The sequence below is a fragment of the Arthrobacter pascens genome, from assembly GCF_030815585.1.
GTDB classification, from domain to species: domain Bacteria; phylum Actinomycetota; class Actinomycetes; order Actinomycetales; family Micrococcaceae; genus Arthrobacter; species Arthrobacter pascens_A.
In genome coordinates, this window is record NZ_JAUSWY010000001.1 from 335,476 (window position 1) to 353,090 (window position 17,615).

The following is a 17,615-nucleotide window of genomic DNA, read 5'->3' on the forward strand; positions in this document are numbered from 1 at the left end:
GGTCAAGAGCCAACACTCAGAAAGTCAGGGAGGGTGCCGGGGGCCTTCGCGCTCTTCACGAGATGCAGGCAACCCAAGTGGACACCATGGGCAACGAAAGCGGACGACGGCGGGAGGTCCCGCCGTCGTCCGCTTTGCTCTGTTTCCTAGCGGGTGACTTCCTCGAAGGTGGCGCCCAGGGGAGCGTCGTGGCGCAGGCTCACGGTGAACGTGTTCGGCCCGCTGCGGGTGACGGCGATGCCGCATTTTGCGGCGGTGGCGCGCGGGGAGAGGTCCTGAATGACCGTCTCAAGGGTGTGGTCGATAGCTGACCGGTCCCAGATTTTCAGCGTTACGGAGTCGGCAGTATTTGTCGTCATTGTCAGTACTTTCACTCATGCAGTTGACGGCCCCAAATCGTCATTGCAGGGGCCGCATCCTCGTCGGTGAGGATTGCTGGCTTAGGTGGTGCGGGAAACTCATTCCCTTATTTATGGTTCATGGCGGCCAGCGGCGTTTGCAACTTTTTAGGCACCAATGTGACCGATTACACGTTCACAGAAACTGCGGCGATCCATAAACTTTGCCGCTCCCTTAGCGCTAAGCACGTCCTTGCCCCGGAGCCTTGTGCCTGCAGCGCACTAGGATGAAGTCCGTACTCCTGACGGCACTCGCATGTGCGGCTCTGCCTGCGTGGGGTTACGCCGTTACCAGCCGAGCGTCGGCTCGGGGCTGGAAGGGGACGAGGCATGACAAGCCCGGATCTTCGCCGATGGCCTCCCAGCGACCGCAAATATCGCCGATCAGAAGTCACGGCGGTCATCGGAAATGGCGACGCCGTTTGGAAGCGCGTCGCTAACGAGGTGCTCCGATGGAGAGTGAAGACCGCGAGTGGGTTTGCCGTTGACTCCACGGCTCCGGTGTCGCCGGGCGACCGTGTAGTCGTCACGGCGCACCTGTTCGGTTTCACTGTTGTCGTACCAGTCGAAGTGGTTGCTGTGGTGCAGGAGCCAGACCGGAGCGGGTTCTCGTACCGAACCATGCCAGGGCACCCCGTCTGCGGCGAGGAAGCATTTATCGTTCACCGTTACGGCGACGAAGTGCATCTCACCATTCGGTCGCTCACCCGGACGGCATCGGAGCAACCGTGGCGGGTTCTCTACCCGCTCCTCCTGATGGCGCAGCGAATCGTGCGAAGGCGATACCTGCGCGCGCTCCGGTGATTGCCGGAAGGTGAGCTCCGGGCCCTATCATCCTGCCCGCTGACCCCTGGTCCGGCTATGGCGTCGTTGCTGGTAGAAGCAGACAATACCCATAGGAGGAAGAGATGCCATACAAGGCGCCTGATGATCGGCGAGCCGTGGAGTTCGCCATGGGGAATGACTCGCATGCGACGCTCTTCACGGAGGGCGCCGAATGACCGAACCAATTTGAGTTATTCCACGCATCAGCCCGACCAAGTTACTAGGAGAAAACAATGTCACGTCCATTGCGATTCGCGCTGCTGGCTGGCGGTCTCGCACTCACTCTTGGAATGTCTGCCTGCGGGCTCGACTCTCCCCAGCCGTCCGGAACGTCACCCGGTGCCGAAGGTCCGGGGACGCTGACCATTTATACGGCACGGGACAAAGCCCTGGCTACCGAGGTAATAGCAGATTTCGAAAAGGCCAACCCGAATTACGCCGGCAAAATCGAACTGTTGACGCTGGGAGCCCAGGAGGCCCTGGAACGCGTCAAGGCGGAGAAGTCCAACCCGCAGGGTGACATCTGGTGGGGCGGCACCCAACAGCAGATGCAGCAGGCAGCTGCTGAACAGGTACTGGCTCCGGCTCCGCAGGCTGTTATCGACGCCGTCCCTGCCGCCCAGCGCGATCCGGACGGTCTCTGGGTGGGTGAGATGAAGCTGGCCGAGGTCATCTTCTACAACAAGGACATGCTCACCGCCGACCAGGCTCCCAAGGACTGGGATGACCTCATCAGCCCCGCGATGAAGGACAAGATCGCCATCCGCGACGTCCTGGCATCCGGCACCATGCGCAGCATTTACGCCGCGATGATTGACCGCCAATTCGACGCGGCAGGCAGCCCCGAGGCGGGCTACGAGTGGCTCAGGAAACTGGATGCCAACACGAAGGTCTACGCCGCCAACCCGACAGACCTTTACCTGCGGATCACACGCCAGGAAGCCGCCGTCACTGCCTGGAACCTGCAGGATGTCATGCTGCAGATCCAGAACCAGAAGGCGCCTTTCACACCGGTAGTGCCGGCATCCGGGGCGCCGATGCTGATTGACGGCGTGGCAAAGATCAAGAACGGCCCGTCTCCTGCAGGCGCTGATGCCTTCCTGTCCTTCCTCATGAGCGAGGAGGAGCAGAGCAAGCTGTCTGAGACGTACTTCCAGATCCCCACGATCTCGCTTCCCCAGGAACCGTCTTGGCTGGCTGGCCTGAACCTGAAGGAAATGAACGTCAACTGGGAACGCGTCAACAAGAGCGAGCCCGAGTGGAGCGACTACTGGGCTGCCAACATCAAGGGCCAAGGCGGCAGCTAACGCCTTGTTTGGCGGGGCGGCCACCGTCCGCCCCGCCTCACACCGCCCCGGCCAGCACGCAACCACCACACCCTGTGGAGCAACCATGACACGCGTCTTCCTCAACGGCATCAGCAAGCAATATCCGGGAGCCAAGCCGGCGGTATCGAACCTCACAGTCACGATTGACGACGGCGAATTCTTCACCCTGCTGGGTCCTTCGGGCTGCGGCAAATCAACAACCCTGCGGATGGTGGCAGGATTTATCCAGCCTTCCAGCGGAAGCATCCACTTCGGCGACAAGGACGTCACCAACGCGGCACCGAACAAGCGGGACACCGGCATGGTCTTCCAGAACTATGCCCTGTTCCCACACATGAGCGTCCGGGGAAACGTCGCCTACGGCCTGAATGCGCGCAACGTGCCCAAACAGGACAAGAAAAGGCGGATTGACGAGGCGCTCGCCCAGGTGGGACTCGAAGAGTTCGGCGACCGCCGGATCGACATGCTTTCCGGCGGGCAGCAGCAGCGTGTGGCCCTGGCCCGGGCACTTGTGATCCGTCCAGCTGCGCTGCTGCTGGACGAGCCGCTTTCCAACCTGGACGCGAAGCTGCGGGAGGAAACGCGCACCGAAATCAGGTCCACGCAGAAGGCTGCGGGCACCACCTGCCTTTACGTCACCCATGACCAGGCCGAGGCAATGGCGATGAGCGACCGGGTGGCCGTGCTCAATGCGGGCGAACTCCATCAGGTGGGGTCACCGCGCGAGGTCTACAACCGTCCCGCGACGTCCTTCGTCGCCAGATTCATCGGCCGCTCCAATGTGCTGGCCTGTACCGTGCTGGGCGTCGACGCCGGCTCGGTCAGCATCCGTCTGGCCGACGGCACGGTGCTCAAGACACCCCGGATCGAGGGGGCGATTTCCGCCCGGGTCTCGGCCGGGGACCAGGCAGCCGTGTCGCTCCGACCGGAATCGATCATCCTCACCGTCAATCCCGGCCAGGACACGGCGGGTCAGCTCAGCGGGAGGGTCCTTACCGCGGAGTTCACCGGCGCAGTCAATGTCTACGAGATCGATTGGCACGGCGAACGGATCGTCGTCTCTGCGCCGGACAGCGTTGACCGTGCCGAACCCGGGGACCTGGTGTCGATGGCACCGCACCAGGACCGGGTGTGGCTGGTGGAGCCGTGACAATCACTGCTCCGAAACTCCGGAACCGGTCTTCCCTCACGTCGTCGGACCGGTTCGTCTTCCTCCTCGCTGCACCAGTGGTGCTGGTGCTCCTGGTGTACATCGTGGTGCCGATGTTTGCCACCGCCGCCACCAGCGCCGAGGGCAGCGGAAGCGCCTACAACGGGTTCTTCAACGGATCATCCGGAACCGCACTGGGCCTCTCGGTGGGCATCTCGGTGGGATCGGTCCTGACCACGGGCATTCTCGGCACGATACTCGCTGTCTTGCTGTCCCGCTTTGATTTTCCGGGCCGAAGGATCCTGAGGCTCTTCGCACTGCTGCCCATGGCGCTGCCTCCACTGATCGGCGCCGTGTCCTTCTACTTCCTGTACGCCGAAAGCGGCATACTGCCGCGATTCCTGGCCCGCTATTTGGGGGCCGACGCCGCGGCGGTCTCCGCAAATGGCGTATGGGGCGTGCTCCTGGTCCACACCATGACCATGTACCCCTACTTCTACCTTGCCGTCGCTTCGGCGCTGGCTGGATCCGATGCCTCCATGGAGGAGGCGGCGTTGAACCTCGGCGCGAGCCGCTTCCGGATGTGGCGCACGGTCCTCCTGCCGATGCTCACTCCGGCGCTCGTCTCCGGAACCCTGCTGACATTCATGGTCTCGATGGCATCCTTCACCGCACCGCAGTTCTACAACGTGCAGACCCTGACCATGCAGATCGTCGCCTCACGGACCAGCGGCGCATACGATGTCGCCGCTGCCCAGGCCGTGGTCCTCTCTGTCGTTTCCATCTTCTTCCTGCTCTCAATGCGCTGGTACGAAAACCGACGCATCCACCGCGGCGCATCCAAGGGGACGCCCCAGGCCGTGAAGGTCCTGCACGGTGTGCTGCCCCGTACTGCTGCCGGCGTCGGATCGTTGCTGGTGGTCCTGTTCCTGATGGCACCCCCGGCCACGATCGCACTGTTGTCCTTCACCGTGGATGGGTCGTGGACCACCCAGATTCTTCCGCCGGACTACACCTTGGGAAACTTCACCCGGATCTTCACGGACCCCGTCACCCTGCGCCCCATCCTGGTCAGTGCCCAGATGTCCTTTGCCGCCATGCTCGCCGGCATTCTCGTCGGGGTCCTCGCCGCCTGGGTGGTTACCCGGTGGAAAGGCCCGGGCAAAGGCCTGCTTGATGTGATGGTCATGCTCCCGTGGGCGCTTCCCGGCACCGTCATCGGCGTCAACATCGTCACGGCCTTCGCCACACCTGGCCCGTTCAACCTTGGCCAGGTCCTCATCGGATCCCTCTGGATCCTCCCGGTGGCCTATTTCGTGCGATTTCTGCCCTTGGTCTTCCGTTCCGCCAACGCTTCGCTGGCCCAGATCGACCCCGGAGTCGAGGAAGCTGCGCGCAACCTTGGCGCGGGTCCCTGGCGTACCCTGCGGACGGTAACGGTCCCTCTGATGTCGCGCGGCATCCTGGCCGGTGCACTGATGGCCTTCATCCAGGGATTCGGTGAGTATGTGGCTTCCGTGGTGGTCTACCCCGCACGCTACGCTCCACTGTCGGTGGAGATTTACAACCGCATCTACTCCAATGAGTTTGGCACCGCCGCAGCCTACGGCACGCTTCAGATGGTGCTGATCCTCGCCGTCCTGGTCATCGCTCAACGGCTGGAAACGCCCCGCCGCGCCAGGAAACCACGGGGCGAGGGTCCCGCCGGCGCCGAGCCGTCCCTTACTCGCGTTATGGCCCCCACGCCTACCTGATCCACGAAACCGGTGATACGAATGAACGTGCCAGCCAATCCGTCAATGCCGCGCCCTGACCTTAGGGATCAGGAAAATCTCAGCGTCTACTGGGACAACCACCTGCGGGACGCCTTCCACGAATCAGCCCCGTACATCTACCCGGCCATGGTCGAAGCCAGCCTGGCGCACGTCCTGATGCTGACGCGGCAGGGCATTCTGCCGCGTGGCCGGGGGGAGGTCCTGCTCAAGGGGTTGCTGGCGCTGTGGGCCAGAACCGAATCGGGCGAGCAGACTTACTTCTTCGACGGCAGCGTTGAGGATCCGTATTACTTCCTGGAGCAGCAACTCGCTGCCGAATGCCGCATCCCGACATCCGAACTGGACGTACAGCTGGCCCGAAGCCGGAATGATCTGGACGCCGGCGTGTTCCGGATGGTGCTGCGGCGCCAGCTGCTGGAACAGACAGCCCTGGTGGTCCAAGCCGCCAGGGATGCGGCGTCGCAGGCTGCTGCGAATGCGGACAGCCTCATTATCGGGTTCACCCACCGCCGGCCAGCCCAGCCGACGACGATCGGCCACGTTCTCGCAGGGCTTTCGGAAGCGATGGTGAGTCAGGCAACGGAAATGCTCAGCATCTACTCGGAGCTGAACGTTTCCCCTCTGGGATCAGCGGCCTTCACCGGCACCGACCTGCCCATCGACCCGGTGATGGTCGGCGAGCTGACCGGGTTCGATTCAAGCTTCACCTCCAGTTACGAAGCCGTGGCCGGAGCGGAGCACTTCATGCGGCTGGCCGCGGTCCAAGCCCGCATTACCGCCACCGGCGCCCGTTTCTCCCGGGTGCTGCTTGAGTGGATGACCTTCAAATGGGTGGAAACGCCAACGGCCTACACCCAGGGCTCGTCGATCATGCCGCAAAAGAAGAACCCCGTGGTGCTGGAGCACATGGTCTCCATGGCCGGTGTTACCGCGGCGGATATGGCAGCCACATACGCCAACATCGGCTCCGCCTGGTACGAGGATTCAAACAACGCCACAACAGACGTACAGAAGCACCTCTGGCGCGCCGGCCAACGCGTTGTCCGCTTCATGCGGATGATGGACGGGCTGCTGCTGGACCTGCGCGTGCTCCAACTGCCGGATCATGCTGAAATCGTCGCCTCCGGAGCCACCACCACTGCCGTGGCGGAGGCACTCGCCGCCCGGGGAATCCCATGGCGGACAGCCCACGATATTGTCGGCCGGCTGGTACGAGCCGACGCGCCGGCAGACTGGACCCCGGACGGCGTCGCCAAGGCCTTCGCAGACGCCGGCATCGATGCTGCAGAAGAGCTCGTGGCCACCACGCTCAGCGCAGGACAGCAGCCCGAACGCATCCTGGCCCGTGCACAGAGCGGGAGTCCGGGCATTGAGGCTGTCCAGCACAACGCCGCCGAGTTGCAGGGCCGCGCAGACGCCTTGGGCCGTGACGTCCAACGCAGGAGGGGCCTGATTGACGCGGCCAGGGAACGCCTGATGGCAACGGCCGCGGACGCCGAAAGAGGCCGTTGGTGAGTGGCGGAATCACCATCATTTGTGGGTCAGTCCATCGGCTCAGGCGCGCACTGGGCCGATGGATTCCCGGAAGATGAGTTCCATCGGGGCGAGGGTCAGGGCAGTCTCGGTGGGTTGCTCGCCGCGAATCCTGGCGATCAGTTCCCCCATGCTTCTGGCCCCCAGCGCTTCAAGGTCCATGTGCACCGTGGAAATGGACGGTATGAAGTACGTCGATTCCGCCATGTCATCCCAGCCGAAGACGCTGACCTGATCAGGCACTGTGATGCCATGGTCGTGCAGCGCACGGACCACTCCCATGGCCACGGCGTCGTTGGCGGCCACCACGGCCGTCACATCCGGCAAGGCAGCTATTTCCTGCCCGGCAGCGTAGCCGGAGGCCGATGACCAGTCGCCTGCAGCGACGCCCAGGGACGTCAGCCCCAGGCTGGCGATGGTTTCCTCGTACACCGCAAGGCGGTTCCGGGCGGACTGCCAGGCGGCGGGCCCGGCCACATGATAGAAACACCGGTGTCCCAGGGATGCCAGATGTTCCACGATTTTGGCCGCGGCGGAGCCGTCCGCCAGGCTGCCGCGGGCGCGCATCCGGTTGTCGTACTCACCAGCCACGACCATGGGAACATCCGGCGCCTCGTCCGGGGATGCGCCGAGTTTGGAGGGCCGGGGGACAAAGGACAGGATGCCGGCAATGTCATCGCCCTGCAGCAGTCCCTGCAGCCGGCGTGCACGGGCTTCTGCGGTTCCCTCCATCGCCACCACATCAATGCGATAGTCTGCGGCGTGCGCGGTCTCCGCGGCACCGTTAAGCATGCGGATGGGGAAATACAGGGAGGCATCCGGCACAACCACAACGATGCGGTACAGCTCGCGGGAACGCAGGGAGCGGGCGGCCAGGTTGGGTGTATAGCGGAGTTCCGCCAGTGCCTTCTCCACCCGTTCCAGTGTTGCCGGCTTGAGCTTGGCCTTGTCTTTCAGGTATCGCGACACCGTCTGGTGCGACACTCCGGCCAGGTCGGCCACGTCATAGATCGTGGGCGCCTTTGACCGGCCCGGTCCTACTGCTGATTGCACCATGGTGGCCTCCCTTCAGATTTTCTTCCTGCGGGTGTCGCGGGAGGGATCCGGCTCCAGCTTAATCCCTCCCGCTTTTCCGCGGCCCACCCACGCTGCCGTTGCTCAGAGAGGCCCGGCGTCCCACTTTTGCAGCATCCCGCACATGCCGAAGCTCCTGTCCGGGCCCGCCGGCGCTGTCCTTGATACCGCGGCGTCCTTAAAGTGGCTGAAGCGGCCCTCTGCCAGGTCCGCGAGCCAGTGTTCCGTCCGGGCGGCCTCCGGTGCAATGGTCCCGCTCCACAGCTCCTGCCAGCCCGAAACCCGGGACTGGACCAGGCGGACGGCATCACTGTGGAACTGTTCGATGGCGTCGAAGTCACCGGACAGCGCCGCATCCTTCAGCCGCTGGTAGCCAGCCATCGCCGCGTCCCGCCTGGTGCGCGCAGCCTCAGCCAGCGAGTCCGACGACGGCCTGGCAGCGAGTGCCGCGGTCCGGGAATACCGCTCCGGGTCAGCAACGATGTCCGCCTCGAAGGTCAGGACGGCGTCGCCTGCTTCCGGCAGCCCTCCGTTCTGCATGATGGCCAGAATGTCCAGGCCGCCAGTGTTTACGATCCGGTGGATCGTTCCCGGGCTGAACCACAGGAGATCGTTGGCGGCCAGGTCGTGGGACTCGTAGCCGGACGACCGGATGGTCTCCACCCTTCCGGTTCCCGACAGCACCAGGTACGCCTCGGTGGAAGCCGTATGCATGTGCGGCGATCCGCCGCAGACTCCGTCTGCCGCTTCCCAGTCGTAGACGCCAAGCCGTGTGAGGGCCACCCCGCCGGGGAATGGGGCGGCTTCCTCCCTGGCCGTCATGCCGTCGCCTTCACTGGCTGGTGACGCAGCACGTCGGCAGCGTCAGCCGCCAGGTTGACCAGACGGTCCTGGTTGGAGTCGCCGTCGGCGATCACCACGGCGTACCGGTTCACCATCGTTGCTCCATCGGCAAACGTGACTTCCTCGCTGAAGAATGGTGCGGGGCCGAAGCAGGCGAAGGGCTCGGACCGGGCAAACCACTCGGGCGGGTGCTGGGCATTGGCGGCATCATCGGCGATCAGGACGGTGGAGAAGCGGCAGCTATCATCATGCTGGCCAACGAAGGCGAGCCACGGTCCGCGTGTTCCGCGGAGTGCCTCGCCCGTTGCTCCGCCCGGGCCGGCGATCCGGCCGCCGGCGAATTCCCGGGGCCCGCGCCAGAACAGGCCGCCGTAACCGGCGTTCTCGCGGCCCTCGGTGGTGGGGGAGCCGATCTGGATGTCCCGGCCGGAAACGTTGGTCATGTCCGTTTCGAAGACCAGCGTCCAGGAGTTTCCATCCTGGCCAGGGATGATCCGGATGCCGCGGATTTCGTCAACAACCTTCTTGCCGTCCTCGGTCCACCAGCTCAGCGCATGCGTGAAACGGAACGTGCCGCCGTCGAGCCCGGCGTCGACGACGCGCTCGTGGCGCATGCTTCCGTTATTGGGAAGCCATTTGTAGTCCTGCCCGCGGCGGTAGCTGGGACCGCCCCAGAAGTTGTCGTCGCCGAAATGCGGCAGCGACCAGGCGATGCCTTTGTGCCACACATGGTCCCAAGGGCGGTAGATGCTGACGATTTCCCCGGCGGTGGTCCGCAGCGGGTGGAAGAACGGCCGCGGTGACTCGCGCTGCTCGTCCGTGGCGTCGTAGGTGTACGTGGCGATCTCCAGATCCCCGAGCGAGATGGTCACGGACCTGTTGTCATCGCGCCAGCTGAGGGCTGTTGAATTGTTCATGCGTTGAGTGCCTCCTCTTCTTTCCAGGGTTCCAGGTGGCCGTCCATGCGGGCGAAGAACGGGCTGGACTCATCGATCTGACCGCGGGCGATGGTGGTTCCGCTGACGCTGGACGCGTAGATGGCGCACGCCAGTTCCATGGTGGCGTAGGCATCTCGGATGGAGACGGGGGCGGGTTCTCCGCCCTGCAGGCTGCGGATGATGCCGGCGTACTGCGCCGCGTGCCCGCTTGCCTGGTCCTCACCTTGGGCCCAGAGGCCGACGACGGCGTCCTGGCCGGGTGCCGGCGTCACCGTCCAGTTGTGGTCGCTGTAGCCGTAGAGATGTTCAAGTTCGACTGTCGCGTTTTCGTAGTCCAGCCGGAGGTAGGAGGTTTCCCGCGGGGAAATGACGGAGTTGATGACGGTGGCAATCGCTCCGGATTCGAAGCGGACCACTGCGGCGGAGGCATCTTCGGTGTCGGTCTTCCTGGCGAGCTTGCCGGCGAAGGCCGTTACTTCCGACCAGGGACCCCAGAGGTGCAGGAGAAGGTCGAACTGGTGGATGCCGTGGCCCATGGTCGGCCCGCCTCCCTCCACATCCCAGAGGCCGCGCCACGGTACATCGAAATATGGCTGGTCGCGGAACCAGAGGGTGTTGCAGGTGCCTACCAGCTGCTTGCCCAGGACGCCGGATTGCTGCAGGGCGAGCAGCCGCTGGGCGCCGGACCCGAAGCGGTGCTGGAACACACAGCTGAGGGATCCTGACGACGCCGCTTCGGCGGCTTCGAGCTCGCGCATCTGGCTCAGGGACAGCGCGGGCGGCTTTTCGATGACGGCATGCAGTCCGTGGGAGAGCGCCCCGAGCGCCAGCGGAAAGTGGCTGGACGGGGGAGTGCAGATGGCTACGAGATCAAGCCCGCCGCCGTCGACCGCTTCTGCCAGGTCCGCCGCTGTGCGGGTGACGCCCCATTTGGCGGCGAAGGCCTCTGAGCGGGACGCGTCGATGTCGATGGCCGCTGTGAGTTCCACGCCTGGCTGCTGCCGGAGGGCCTCGGCATGGGCGTTGGCGATGCCGCCGGTGCCGATGAAGGCGACCCTCAGTGGCCGGCCATTGGCTTTATTGGTGTTGTGAGTGTCAGTCATTCTTACTTCCGGAGTGATGAGGAGAGTTCGTCAATGAAGGGCTGTGCGGCCTTTTCGGGGGTGGTGCGCTCGAAGAGGACATCTGAGGTGTAGCGGCTGAGGATGTCCAGGATGGTGCTTCCGCCGGCGGGCGTTATGGGCGGGGCGGGACGCACGTCGTTGGCGATGGCATCGGTGAAGTCGATGGCGGCCTTATCCGTGGCACCGAGCTTGGACGAAATAGCTTCGCGGATCTTCGTGTTGGCGGGGATCCCGCGTTCGGTCAGCATGATGTCGCCAGCGGTCTGGCTGTTGGTCAGGTAGTTCAGAAACTTTTCGGCCGCCTTCTGGTGCTTGCTGCGGGACGATACAGACCAGAACATTGAGGGCTTGTAGTAGGCGCCTGGTTCCTTGGCGGCGGACTCACCGGGCAGTCGCAGCAGCTTCAGTTCCTGGCCGCTGGCTCCCGAGTAGGCCGTGAGCTGGGTGCTGAACACGCCAGCGAAGCCCATCTCGTTTTTGGCGATGGCGGTCTGGTTCAGGGATGCTGTGGCGTTTTCGATGATGGCCGAGGGCTTGGGGCCGGCACCGGACGTGGAGAGATCGAGGAGGTGCTTCCAGAAGGAGGCGAGGGTTTCAGGCTTGATGACCACCTTGCCGGAGTCGTCGTAGAGCCGGTCGCCGTTTTGCCGGGCCCAGATGTAGAGGTCCTGGTCACCGTAGGCAACGCCGACGCCGGCTGCTCCCGTGCCGCTGTCGCTGATCTGCTGTCCGAGCTTCTTGTAGTCGTCCCACGTCCATGTGGTGTCGTCGGGCAGTGCCACGCCCGCCTTGGCAAGGACGCCGGGGTTGGCCGCGATGCAATAGGTGGCGACACCGGTGACCAGGCCGACGAGCTTGCCGTCCACCTCGCCGCTCTTCAGCGTGTCCGCCTCAATGCCGGACGTATCCAGCCCGGTGAGTTTCTTCAGGTCCAGCAGGGCGCCGCGGTCACCGTACTCGCGGACGTACTTCTCGTCCATCTGGATGATGTCCGGGGCATCGTTGGCGGCCACTTGCGTGGCGAGCTTGTCCCAGTAGCCATTCCAGTCGCTGTATTCGCCCACCACGGTGATGTTGGGGTTTTCCGCCTGGAACGCGTCGATGACCTTTTGCGTTGCCTTCTGGCGTGCATCGCCGCCCCACCAGGTGAACCGGAGAGTGACCGGACCGGTCTCCTCTGCAGCGGGGGTGCCGGCGGCACACCCTGACAATGCTAGGACGGAGGCCGCCACCGCGGCTGAGAGCTTAAGGTAGCTCCGGCGGGTTGTGTCGTGGTTCATGGGAGTCCTTTCGTGGGCGTCATCGTCGGCGCCTGATGTGGTTGGGAGCTACTTTGAGGAGGTGCGTCAGCCGGAAAACGGCACAGGTTGGCACCTGGTTAGTGGATGGATTCACGTCTTTCCTCACTCAGCAGGACTCTGCACGGCGACGTGGGGTCCTCTGGTTTCAACGGCAATGTTGCAGGTGGGTGCGGATGGCGGAGGCGTCGTGGGGCGGACTCTTAGGCCGACATCCGGCTAGAAAGTGATCGGTAACACAATTATGGTTATCGATCACTTTCTTGTCAACAGCTACCTGCCGGGCGTTCCGAAAAGGAAACAAGACGGCGGGAGGAGAGTGGCTGGTGGCGCTTCACCGGTCCAGCCCCGGCGGCCGAGGTCAATACAGCTAGCAGGCGTGATTGAGCGACTCCAGGGCTGCGTCCAGCATGTCGAGCACAAGCTGGTTGAACCCCGACGGCGGCGATGCCGGTGGCAGCGCCACTGCCATCGCCACTTGCCGGGAACCGTCCGTGCTGATGAGGGCAACGGTCTCGTATCCCGGCACATCTCCAACGTGGCCGAAATAGTAGTTGTTGGAGCACGCATCGTAGCGTTGCTGGAGTCCGAGACCGTACTCCTCCTCTTTATTGACTTGATTCAACGTATACATTTCTACGACCGTGCTGGCCTTCAGCAGCTTCCCCTGTGCCAGCGCGGCAAAGAAGATATTGAGGTCCGGTACGGTGGAGATCATCCCGTGGTCGGCGGCACCGTCGTGGATGGCGGGCAGCGTGACATCCGCCTGATTGCCGCCGAGGAGGACGTACCCGTGGGCCATCTTCTGTGGACCGGGATCGCTGCCCGCCATCAGGGTGTCCTGGAGCCCCAAGGGTGCCGCAATTTCGGTGTGAAGCACCTCGCCGATTTCGCGCCCGCGCAGCCGCTCGACGAGGAGCGCCAACGCAGCATAATTTGAGCCCGAGTACTTGAAGACGCCCTGGCGTTCCCATGGCCTGGTCGCAGCGACTGCCAGGCGTTCCTCATGGCTCAGGCGCTTGTCCAGTACCTCGCGCATGGGTGTTGTCCCCAGCAATGTCTCCCAATAGTCGGGCATTCCGGACTGGTGATTGAGCAAGCTGCGCACGCTGACCGGCCCGGGCAGCCGGATCACCTTCTCCAGTTCCGGGAGATACTGCGTTATGGGGTCATCCAGCCGGACTTTCCCTTCCTCCACCAGCTTCATGACCGACACCGCCACCATGGCGTTCGTGACGTCACCGATGTGGACCTGGTCCGTCAGCCGGACCGGCTCCTGGTTCTCGAGGCTCCGGACGCCGGCGGCCTTGGACCATTCCCCAATCCGCGACTTGATCTGGATGAAGACCGACGGAGCCCCGGCATCAAGTATCAGTCCGCTGAACCGTTCCAGCGCCGGGACGAAGGCCGGGGAGGGCTGGACCGTGGGGGACTGCTGGTCAGGCGGGTTCGGTACCGCCGTGCAGCCTCCAAGGGTGAACGCCAATAGAGCTGCCGTGGCGGCGGCCGCGATGCGAAGCGAGATGACACGGGTGAATGCTGTCTGCATCTCATCGCCCTTCAAGGGCCGGTCCGCAGCTGGACTCCCGAGAGACCGCCAACTGCGCCGGTACGATCGATCTTCCTCAGAGCCGGGGCGGCCGTCAAGCATGCAAACGCCGGCCAATAGCGCAAGGACGCAGGCCCTGCGGAACGGGAGCGGGGCTGCGTGGGGTGTGGGTTAAACGCCGGGGGGCGACGGCGGGACCTCCCGCCGTCGCCCTCTGACCTTTTATTTTCCGCGAAGGGAGTTAGGAAACCCGGTTCAGCAGCTCCACCTCCGCCAGGTTGATGTTGCCGCCGTGCTCATCCAGCACCCGGACCTGGGCGTAGTCAGCCCGCTGCGGAAGGGTGAACGTGTACCAGTTCGCGGCTGTCATGCCCGTGATGGTTGCAAACGTGGTCCATGTTGCGCCGCCGTCATTGGAGCCCTGAACGACGGTACCGTTGCCGCGGCTGATGTGGCTGGCGCGCGGGTAGACCCGGACCATGTCGGTGATGATGCGTGTGCCGTCAGTCGGCTTCACCGTGACCCAGCCGTTCGCCGTCGTCGTGTCGGTGTACGTGGCCGTATTCCTGTCGAACATCTTCCAGGCGTTCTCCTGTGTTGTGCCGGTCCCCGGCCATGCCCGGGTGGAGGCGTTCACCCAACCCGCAACAACCGGGACACGCTGGATCGCCGTGTTCCACAGGGCAAGCCGGCTTCCGTCAGTGGTGTTGGTAAGGGTAGTGCCGGACTTGCCGGAAGCCGTGCGGTAGTCCACCGTGAACTGCACGTCCCGGCCGTATTCGACGTCGTTGGGCAGGACAGCGGCGGCCGTCCAGTTGGTCCCGTCAGCGGAGGAGGCGGTAGCGGACGCTCCTTCGACGACGATGGTCAGCGCCGACAATGGCTCCGTGGCCACGGCGCTAAAGGTTACCGTATCCTCGTTCGTGGCCAGCGCCTTGTCCGCATTGGACGTTGACATAGACAGAGAGGAAAGTGCATTCGCCATCTCGTGCCGTTCGCCATGGATGCGGAACTCGCCGAAGGAGGAGATGCCCGGGTAGGCCGGGTCGGTAGGCACACCGGGGTGGTCCACCTGGACCTTGAGGTAGCGGAAGGTCTGGCCGGCCACTTCGGCGCGCACCGGGATGGTCTCCATGGCGAACCCGCTGGCCGTTGTGTTGGTGGTCTCCCGCTCGGTCAGCAGTGTCCAGGTCCGTCCGTCACGGGAGCCGTAGACGTTGGCGCCTTGGGAGCGGTTCGCGAAGTTGTACCTGGCCTGGAGGCCGAACGCGTCGGCGGAAACCTGGAAGTCCTGGCCGAAGTCGAGCGTGAACGGTGCGCGCAGGTCCCCGGTGGTGGTGTCGAAGTTTCCGTCCACGAGGTTCCTTGGCTGGACGCTGGTCGGATTCGTCGTCACCAGCCCGCGGTAGTCGATCGAACCGTCGTCTGCCAGGCTTGGGGTGAGTAGCTTCAGCGCCTTGACCGCTGCCTGGAGGCGGACCAGCTGATCGAGGTAGCCGGCGTCGTCGGCCGTTTGCATGGCCGATGTGACTTCCTTCCTCACCGCGTCGAAGGCGGCGAACGACGGCGACTCATACACCGCATTCGGACCGAAGCCGACCAGCGCGGCATCGAAGGCGGCTTGCCGGTTCGCGGCGACGGCCACAGTGGCGGGACGCGTCGTGACGGACGTGCCGTCGTCGGCCGTGACCTGGAAGGTGTGTTCGCCCACAGCGCCAGCCGCAGGAGTCCATACAAGCTGTCCCGTCCCGGGATCCAGCTGGGCATCTGCCGGCAGACCCATGGTCGAGTATTGCAGCGATTCTCCGCCCGCATCCGTTGCCGCGAGCGAGCGGGAAAGCTGGGCTCCTGACAGTCCGATGATGGGCGTTGCCGTGTCTGCAGGGAACTGCGGAACGGTCAGTTGCGTCTTGGCTTCGAGGTTGACGTAGTCGAAGTCGACCTGGGTGTCATCCGCTCCAATTACCGTGAAGTAGGCCAGGTTTTCCCCGCCCAGGCTTATGCCAGTCAGCTTCTCAGCGTCTACGTCATACGTCACGTTGCGCCACTGTCCACGGGTATCCGGAAGAGGCACTTCCAGCCGGTTGGCAGGGTCCTTTCCGATCGCCAGGGTCGCGGGGGCGTTTGTCCGGAATTGAACACCCACCGGGCTGTAGCCGGTGCGGCTGAGGTACATGAGGGTGCGCGCGGCAATTGTGCGGCCTTTACCTGTGGCATTAACCTGGACAAACGTGCGGCCGTCCTCGGTCTTGACCTTGAGCTTTTTCCCGTCCGTCGCCGAGCTGCGGGTCTCGAACTGGACTTTCGCATCGGTGGCGACCGGCCGCTTCTGGCCTGCAATCTCGGACGGGAGGGACAGCCAGAACTCAGGGCTGTAATCCGGATTGCTTTCCCAGGAGTTGTAGAGGCCAGTTCCCCAGTAGAACTTCGGTCCATCCGCCTTGGCATGGAGTTCGGCGACGTAGGGCGCCTCCTTTTCGACGTCCACGCCCAGCTCGTATTTGTAGACGTTGTAGAGCTCGTCGATCGGGTTGTACATGCGCCCGCGGTACGCCTCAGAGAGCCGGCCCGGCCCGCCGGTGGTGTCGATCCACGGCGTGTCGTAGCCCAGCATGTAGCCCGTGAACGCGTTCGCGGCCTTGAGGAGGCGGTCACCGAGGAATTTGTACGGCGAAACTGCATCCGGAGCCGTGGAGAGTGTGCCCGCCGCCGGATCCACCTTGGTGCCCTGGACCGTCAGGAAGCGGGCAAGTGCTCCGTTGGTGTTGATGCCGTCCCAGGCGTGCGCCTGGTCGCGGCCCATCTCCTGGTGCTGGACGAAGTCGTAGCCATAGGGGTTGAGTGGATCATCCTTGGAGATGAGCGGGAAGAGAGCAGCAAGGGAGCCGTTCTGCTCCGGCCGCGACGTCGACGCGTTGACCGTGTACCACTCCACCGCCTCGGTGTACCGGTCACGGTTTTCCGTGAAGATGTACCCGGCAATCGCACCGATGAGGGGGTAGGAGTGCTGGTTCAGGTAGCGCCAGTTGGTGTGCAGGAACGTTTCGGTCATGGGCCCAATGAGGTTGGCGCTCAGCTTTGTGGTGTCCTGCCCGTTCCAGCCCAGGTCGTAGGCCGTGTAGCCGTCGGGGACGCTCGTGGCGCGGAAGATCTCAGCCGCGGCCACCATCCGGTAGAGCGGGACCCCCGAGTGGATGTGTGCGTCCGGGTAGTACGCGTACTTCGCCGGATCCATGTTGCTCCAGGTGCGGATGAGCCGCATCCCGTTGTCCCGGTAGACGGGGTCACCCGTGATGACATACAGAACTGCCTGGGTGTAAGCCCCGAACGCGTCCCGGATGAGTTTGCTTTGGACTCCCTGGGAGTTGAACGCGGTGGTGCCGGGCATGTCGAGGACGCTGCTGGCGTTGGAGGAGCGGAAGTCCTTGGCGGCGAACGGCGTCTCCATCATGGCGTCGTAGTAGCTCTTCCACGGTTCGGTGCCCGCCTTGACCATGTCGCGGGCGTTGCGCAGGCTCGCCGCGCTCACTCCTATGCCCGGATGGACGAACCCGCTCGCGTCCACACTCTCAGTGATTGTCACGTCCTGGCCGGTGTCGGCCACTGCGGGAGCCGTGCTCCCCGGCAGGGGGATGCCCCCTGCCGGTGCCACGAGGGCAACGGCCGCGGCAAGCCCGAGCATGCGGGCCCATCGCCTCATCGTTGAAGGATGTTTCATCGGTCCTCCTGGATCGATTTGGTGGTGCTTGTTTGGGGGTGGTGCAGTGGGGGTGATGCAGT

Annotated in this window: 13 protein-coding genes; 5 read left to right on the forward strand and 8 right to left on the reverse strand. The window is 64.1% G+C overall.

The window, feature by feature from the left end; all coding sequences use genetic code 11:
• Positions 1-146 precede the first annotated feature (146 nt).
• A complete protein-coding gene (locus tag QFZ30_RS01610) occupies positions 147-359 on the reverse strand; it encodes a hypothetical protein (RefSeq protein WP_307072851.1) in 213 nt (70 codons plus the stop codon).
• Between the two features lie 369 nt (positions 360-728).
• Between QFZ30_RS01610 and QFZ30_RS01615 the strand changes: the two genes are divergently transcribed.
• The 5 genes from QFZ30_RS01615 (at position 729) to QFZ30_RS01635 (ending at position 6,991) form a co-directional block, all read left to right on the forward strand.
• A complete protein-coding gene (locus tag QFZ30_RS01615; protein ID WP_307072853.1) occupies positions 729-1,202 on the forward strand; it encodes a DUF1990 domain-containing protein in 474 nt (157 codons plus the stop codon).
• A 254-nt stretch (positions 1,203-1,456) separates the two neighbouring features.
• The gene (locus tag QFZ30_RS01620) at positions 1,457-2,530 is read left to right on the forward strand and encodes an extracellular solute-binding protein (RefSeq protein ID WP_307072855.1); all 1,074 of its coding nucleotides are present in this window, start codon (positions 1,457-1,459) and stop codon (positions 2,528-2,530) included.
• A gap of 85 nt (positions 2,531-2,615) precedes the next feature.
• A complete protein-coding gene (locus QFZ30_RS01625; protein WP_307072857.1) occupies positions 2,616-3,701 on the forward strand; it encodes an ABC transporter ATP-binding protein in 1,086 nt (361 codons plus the stop codon).
• Positions 3,698-5,455, forward strand: coding sequence for an ABC transporter permease (locus tag QFZ30_RS01630; protein ID WP_307072859.1), 1,758 nt, complete (start codon positions 3,698-3,700; stop codon positions 5,453-5,455). Before QFZ30_RS01625 ends, QFZ30_RS01630 begins: the two co-directional genes overlap by 4 nt.
• 45 nt (positions 5,456-5,500) lie before the next feature.
• The gene (locus QFZ30_RS01635; protein ID WP_307072861.1) at positions 5,501-6,991 is read left to right on the forward strand and encodes a lyase family protein; all 1,491 of its coding nucleotides are present in this window, start codon (positions 5,501-5,503) and stop codon (positions 6,989-6,991) included.
• A gap of 39 nt (positions 6,992-7,030) precedes the next feature.
• Here the strand turns inward: QFZ30_RS01635 and QFZ30_RS01640 are convergent, their stop codons facing one another.
• The 7 genes from QFZ30_RS01640 to QFZ30_RS01670 all read right to left on the reverse strand — a co-directional run bounded on the left by QFZ30_RS01640 (position 7,031) and on the right by QFZ30_RS01670 (position 17,535).
• Positions 7,031-8,065, reverse strand: coding sequence for a LacI family DNA-binding transcriptional regulator (locus QFZ30_RS01640; protein ID WP_307072863.1), 1,035 nt, complete (start codon positions 8,063-8,065; stop codon positions 7,031-7,033).
• 102 nt (positions 8,066-8,167) lie between these two features.
• Positions 8,168-8,905: a cupin domain-containing protein gene (locus tag QFZ30_RS01645; protein ID WP_307072865.1), complete on the reverse strand. Its 738-nt coding sequence runs from the start codon at positions 8,903-8,905 to the stop codon at positions 8,168-8,170.
• Entirely contained in the window at positions 8,902-9,843 is a 942-nt protein-coding gene (locus QFZ30_RS01650) for a DUF6807 domain-containing protein (RefSeq protein ID WP_307072867.1), read from the reverse strand. Before QFZ30_RS01650 ends, QFZ30_RS01645 begins: the two co-directional genes overlap by 4 nt.
• A complete protein-coding gene (locus QFZ30_RS01655; RefSeq protein WP_307072869.1) occupies positions 9,840-10,967 on the reverse strand; it encodes a Gfo/Idh/MocA family protein in 1,128 nt (375 codons plus the stop codon). Before QFZ30_RS01655 ends, QFZ30_RS01650 begins: the two co-directional genes overlap by 4 nt.
• Before the next feature lie 2 nt (positions 10,968-10,969).
• Complete coding sequence (locus QFZ30_RS01660; protein WP_307072871.1) at positions 10,970-12,268, reverse strand: ABC transporter substrate-binding protein; 1,299 nt, start codon at positions 12,266-12,268, stop codon at positions 10,970-10,972.
• Between the two features lie 388 nt (positions 12,269-12,656).
• Positions 12,657-13,835: a serine hydrolase domain-containing protein gene (locus QFZ30_RS01665; RefSeq protein ID WP_307072873.1), complete on the reverse strand. Its 1,179-nt coding sequence runs from the start codon at positions 13,833-13,835 to the stop codon at positions 12,657-12,659.
• Between the two features lie 241 nt (positions 13,836-14,076).
• Positions 14,077-17,535 (reverse strand): putative Ig domain-containing protein, encoded by a 3,459-nt coding sequence (locus QFZ30_RS01670; protein WP_307072875.1) that lies wholly within the window; start codon positions 17,533-17,535, stop codon positions 14,077-14,079.
• Positions 17,536-17,615 lie beyond the last annotated feature (80 nt).

Excerpts from the sequence above, each read along its gene's own strand:
- QFZ30_RS01645 (WP_307072865.1), bottom strand. The coding sequence starts at position 8,905 with ATGACGGCCAGGGAGGAAGCCGCCCCATTCCCCGGCGGGGTGGCCCTC.
- QFZ30_RS01670 (WP_307072875.1), bottom strand. The coding sequence starts at position 17,535 with ATGAGGCGATGGGCCCGCATGCTCGGGCTTGCCGCGGCCGTTGCCCTC.
- QFZ30_RS01615 (WP_307072853.1), top strand. The coding sequence starts at position 729 with ATGACAAGCCCGGATCTTCGCCGATGGCCTCCCAGCGACCGCAAATAT.
- QFZ30_RS01665 (WP_307072873.1), bottom strand. The coding sequence starts at position 13,835 with ATGCAGACAGCATTCACCCGTGTCATCTCGCTTCGCATCGCGGCCGCC.
- QFZ30_RS01640 (WP_307072863.1), bottom strand. The coding sequence starts at position 8,065 with ATGGTGCAATCAGCAGTAGGACCGGGCCGGTCAAAGGCGCCCACGATC.
- QFZ30_RS01655 (WP_307072869.1), bottom strand. The coding sequence starts at position 10,967 with ATGACTGACACTCACAACACCAATAAAGCCAATGGCCGGCCACTGAGG.
- QFZ30_RS01660 (WP_307072871.1), bottom strand. The coding sequence starts at position 12,268 with ATGAACCACGACACAACCCGCCGGAGCTACCTTAAGCTCTCAGCCGCG.
- QFZ30_RS01635 (WP_307072861.1), top strand. The coding sequence starts at position 5,501 with ATGCCGCGCCCTGACCTTAGGGATCAGGAAAATCTCAGCGTCTACTGG.
- QFZ30_RS01620 (WP_307072855.1), top strand. The coding sequence starts at position 1,457 with ATGTCACGTCCATTGCGATTCGCGCTGCTGGCTGGCGGTCTCGCACTC.
- QFZ30_RS01625 (WP_307072857.1), top strand. The coding sequence starts at position 2,616 with ATGACACGCGTCTTCCTCAACGGCATCAGCAAGCAATATCCGGGAGCC.
- QFZ30_RS01610 (WP_307072851.1), bottom strand. The coding sequence starts at position 359 with ATGACGACAAATACTGCCGACTCCGTAACGCTGAAAATCTGGGACCGG.
- QFZ30_RS01650 (WP_307072867.1), bottom strand. The coding sequence starts at position 9,843 with ATGAACAATTCAACAGCCCTCAGCTGGCGCGATGACAACAGGTCCGTG.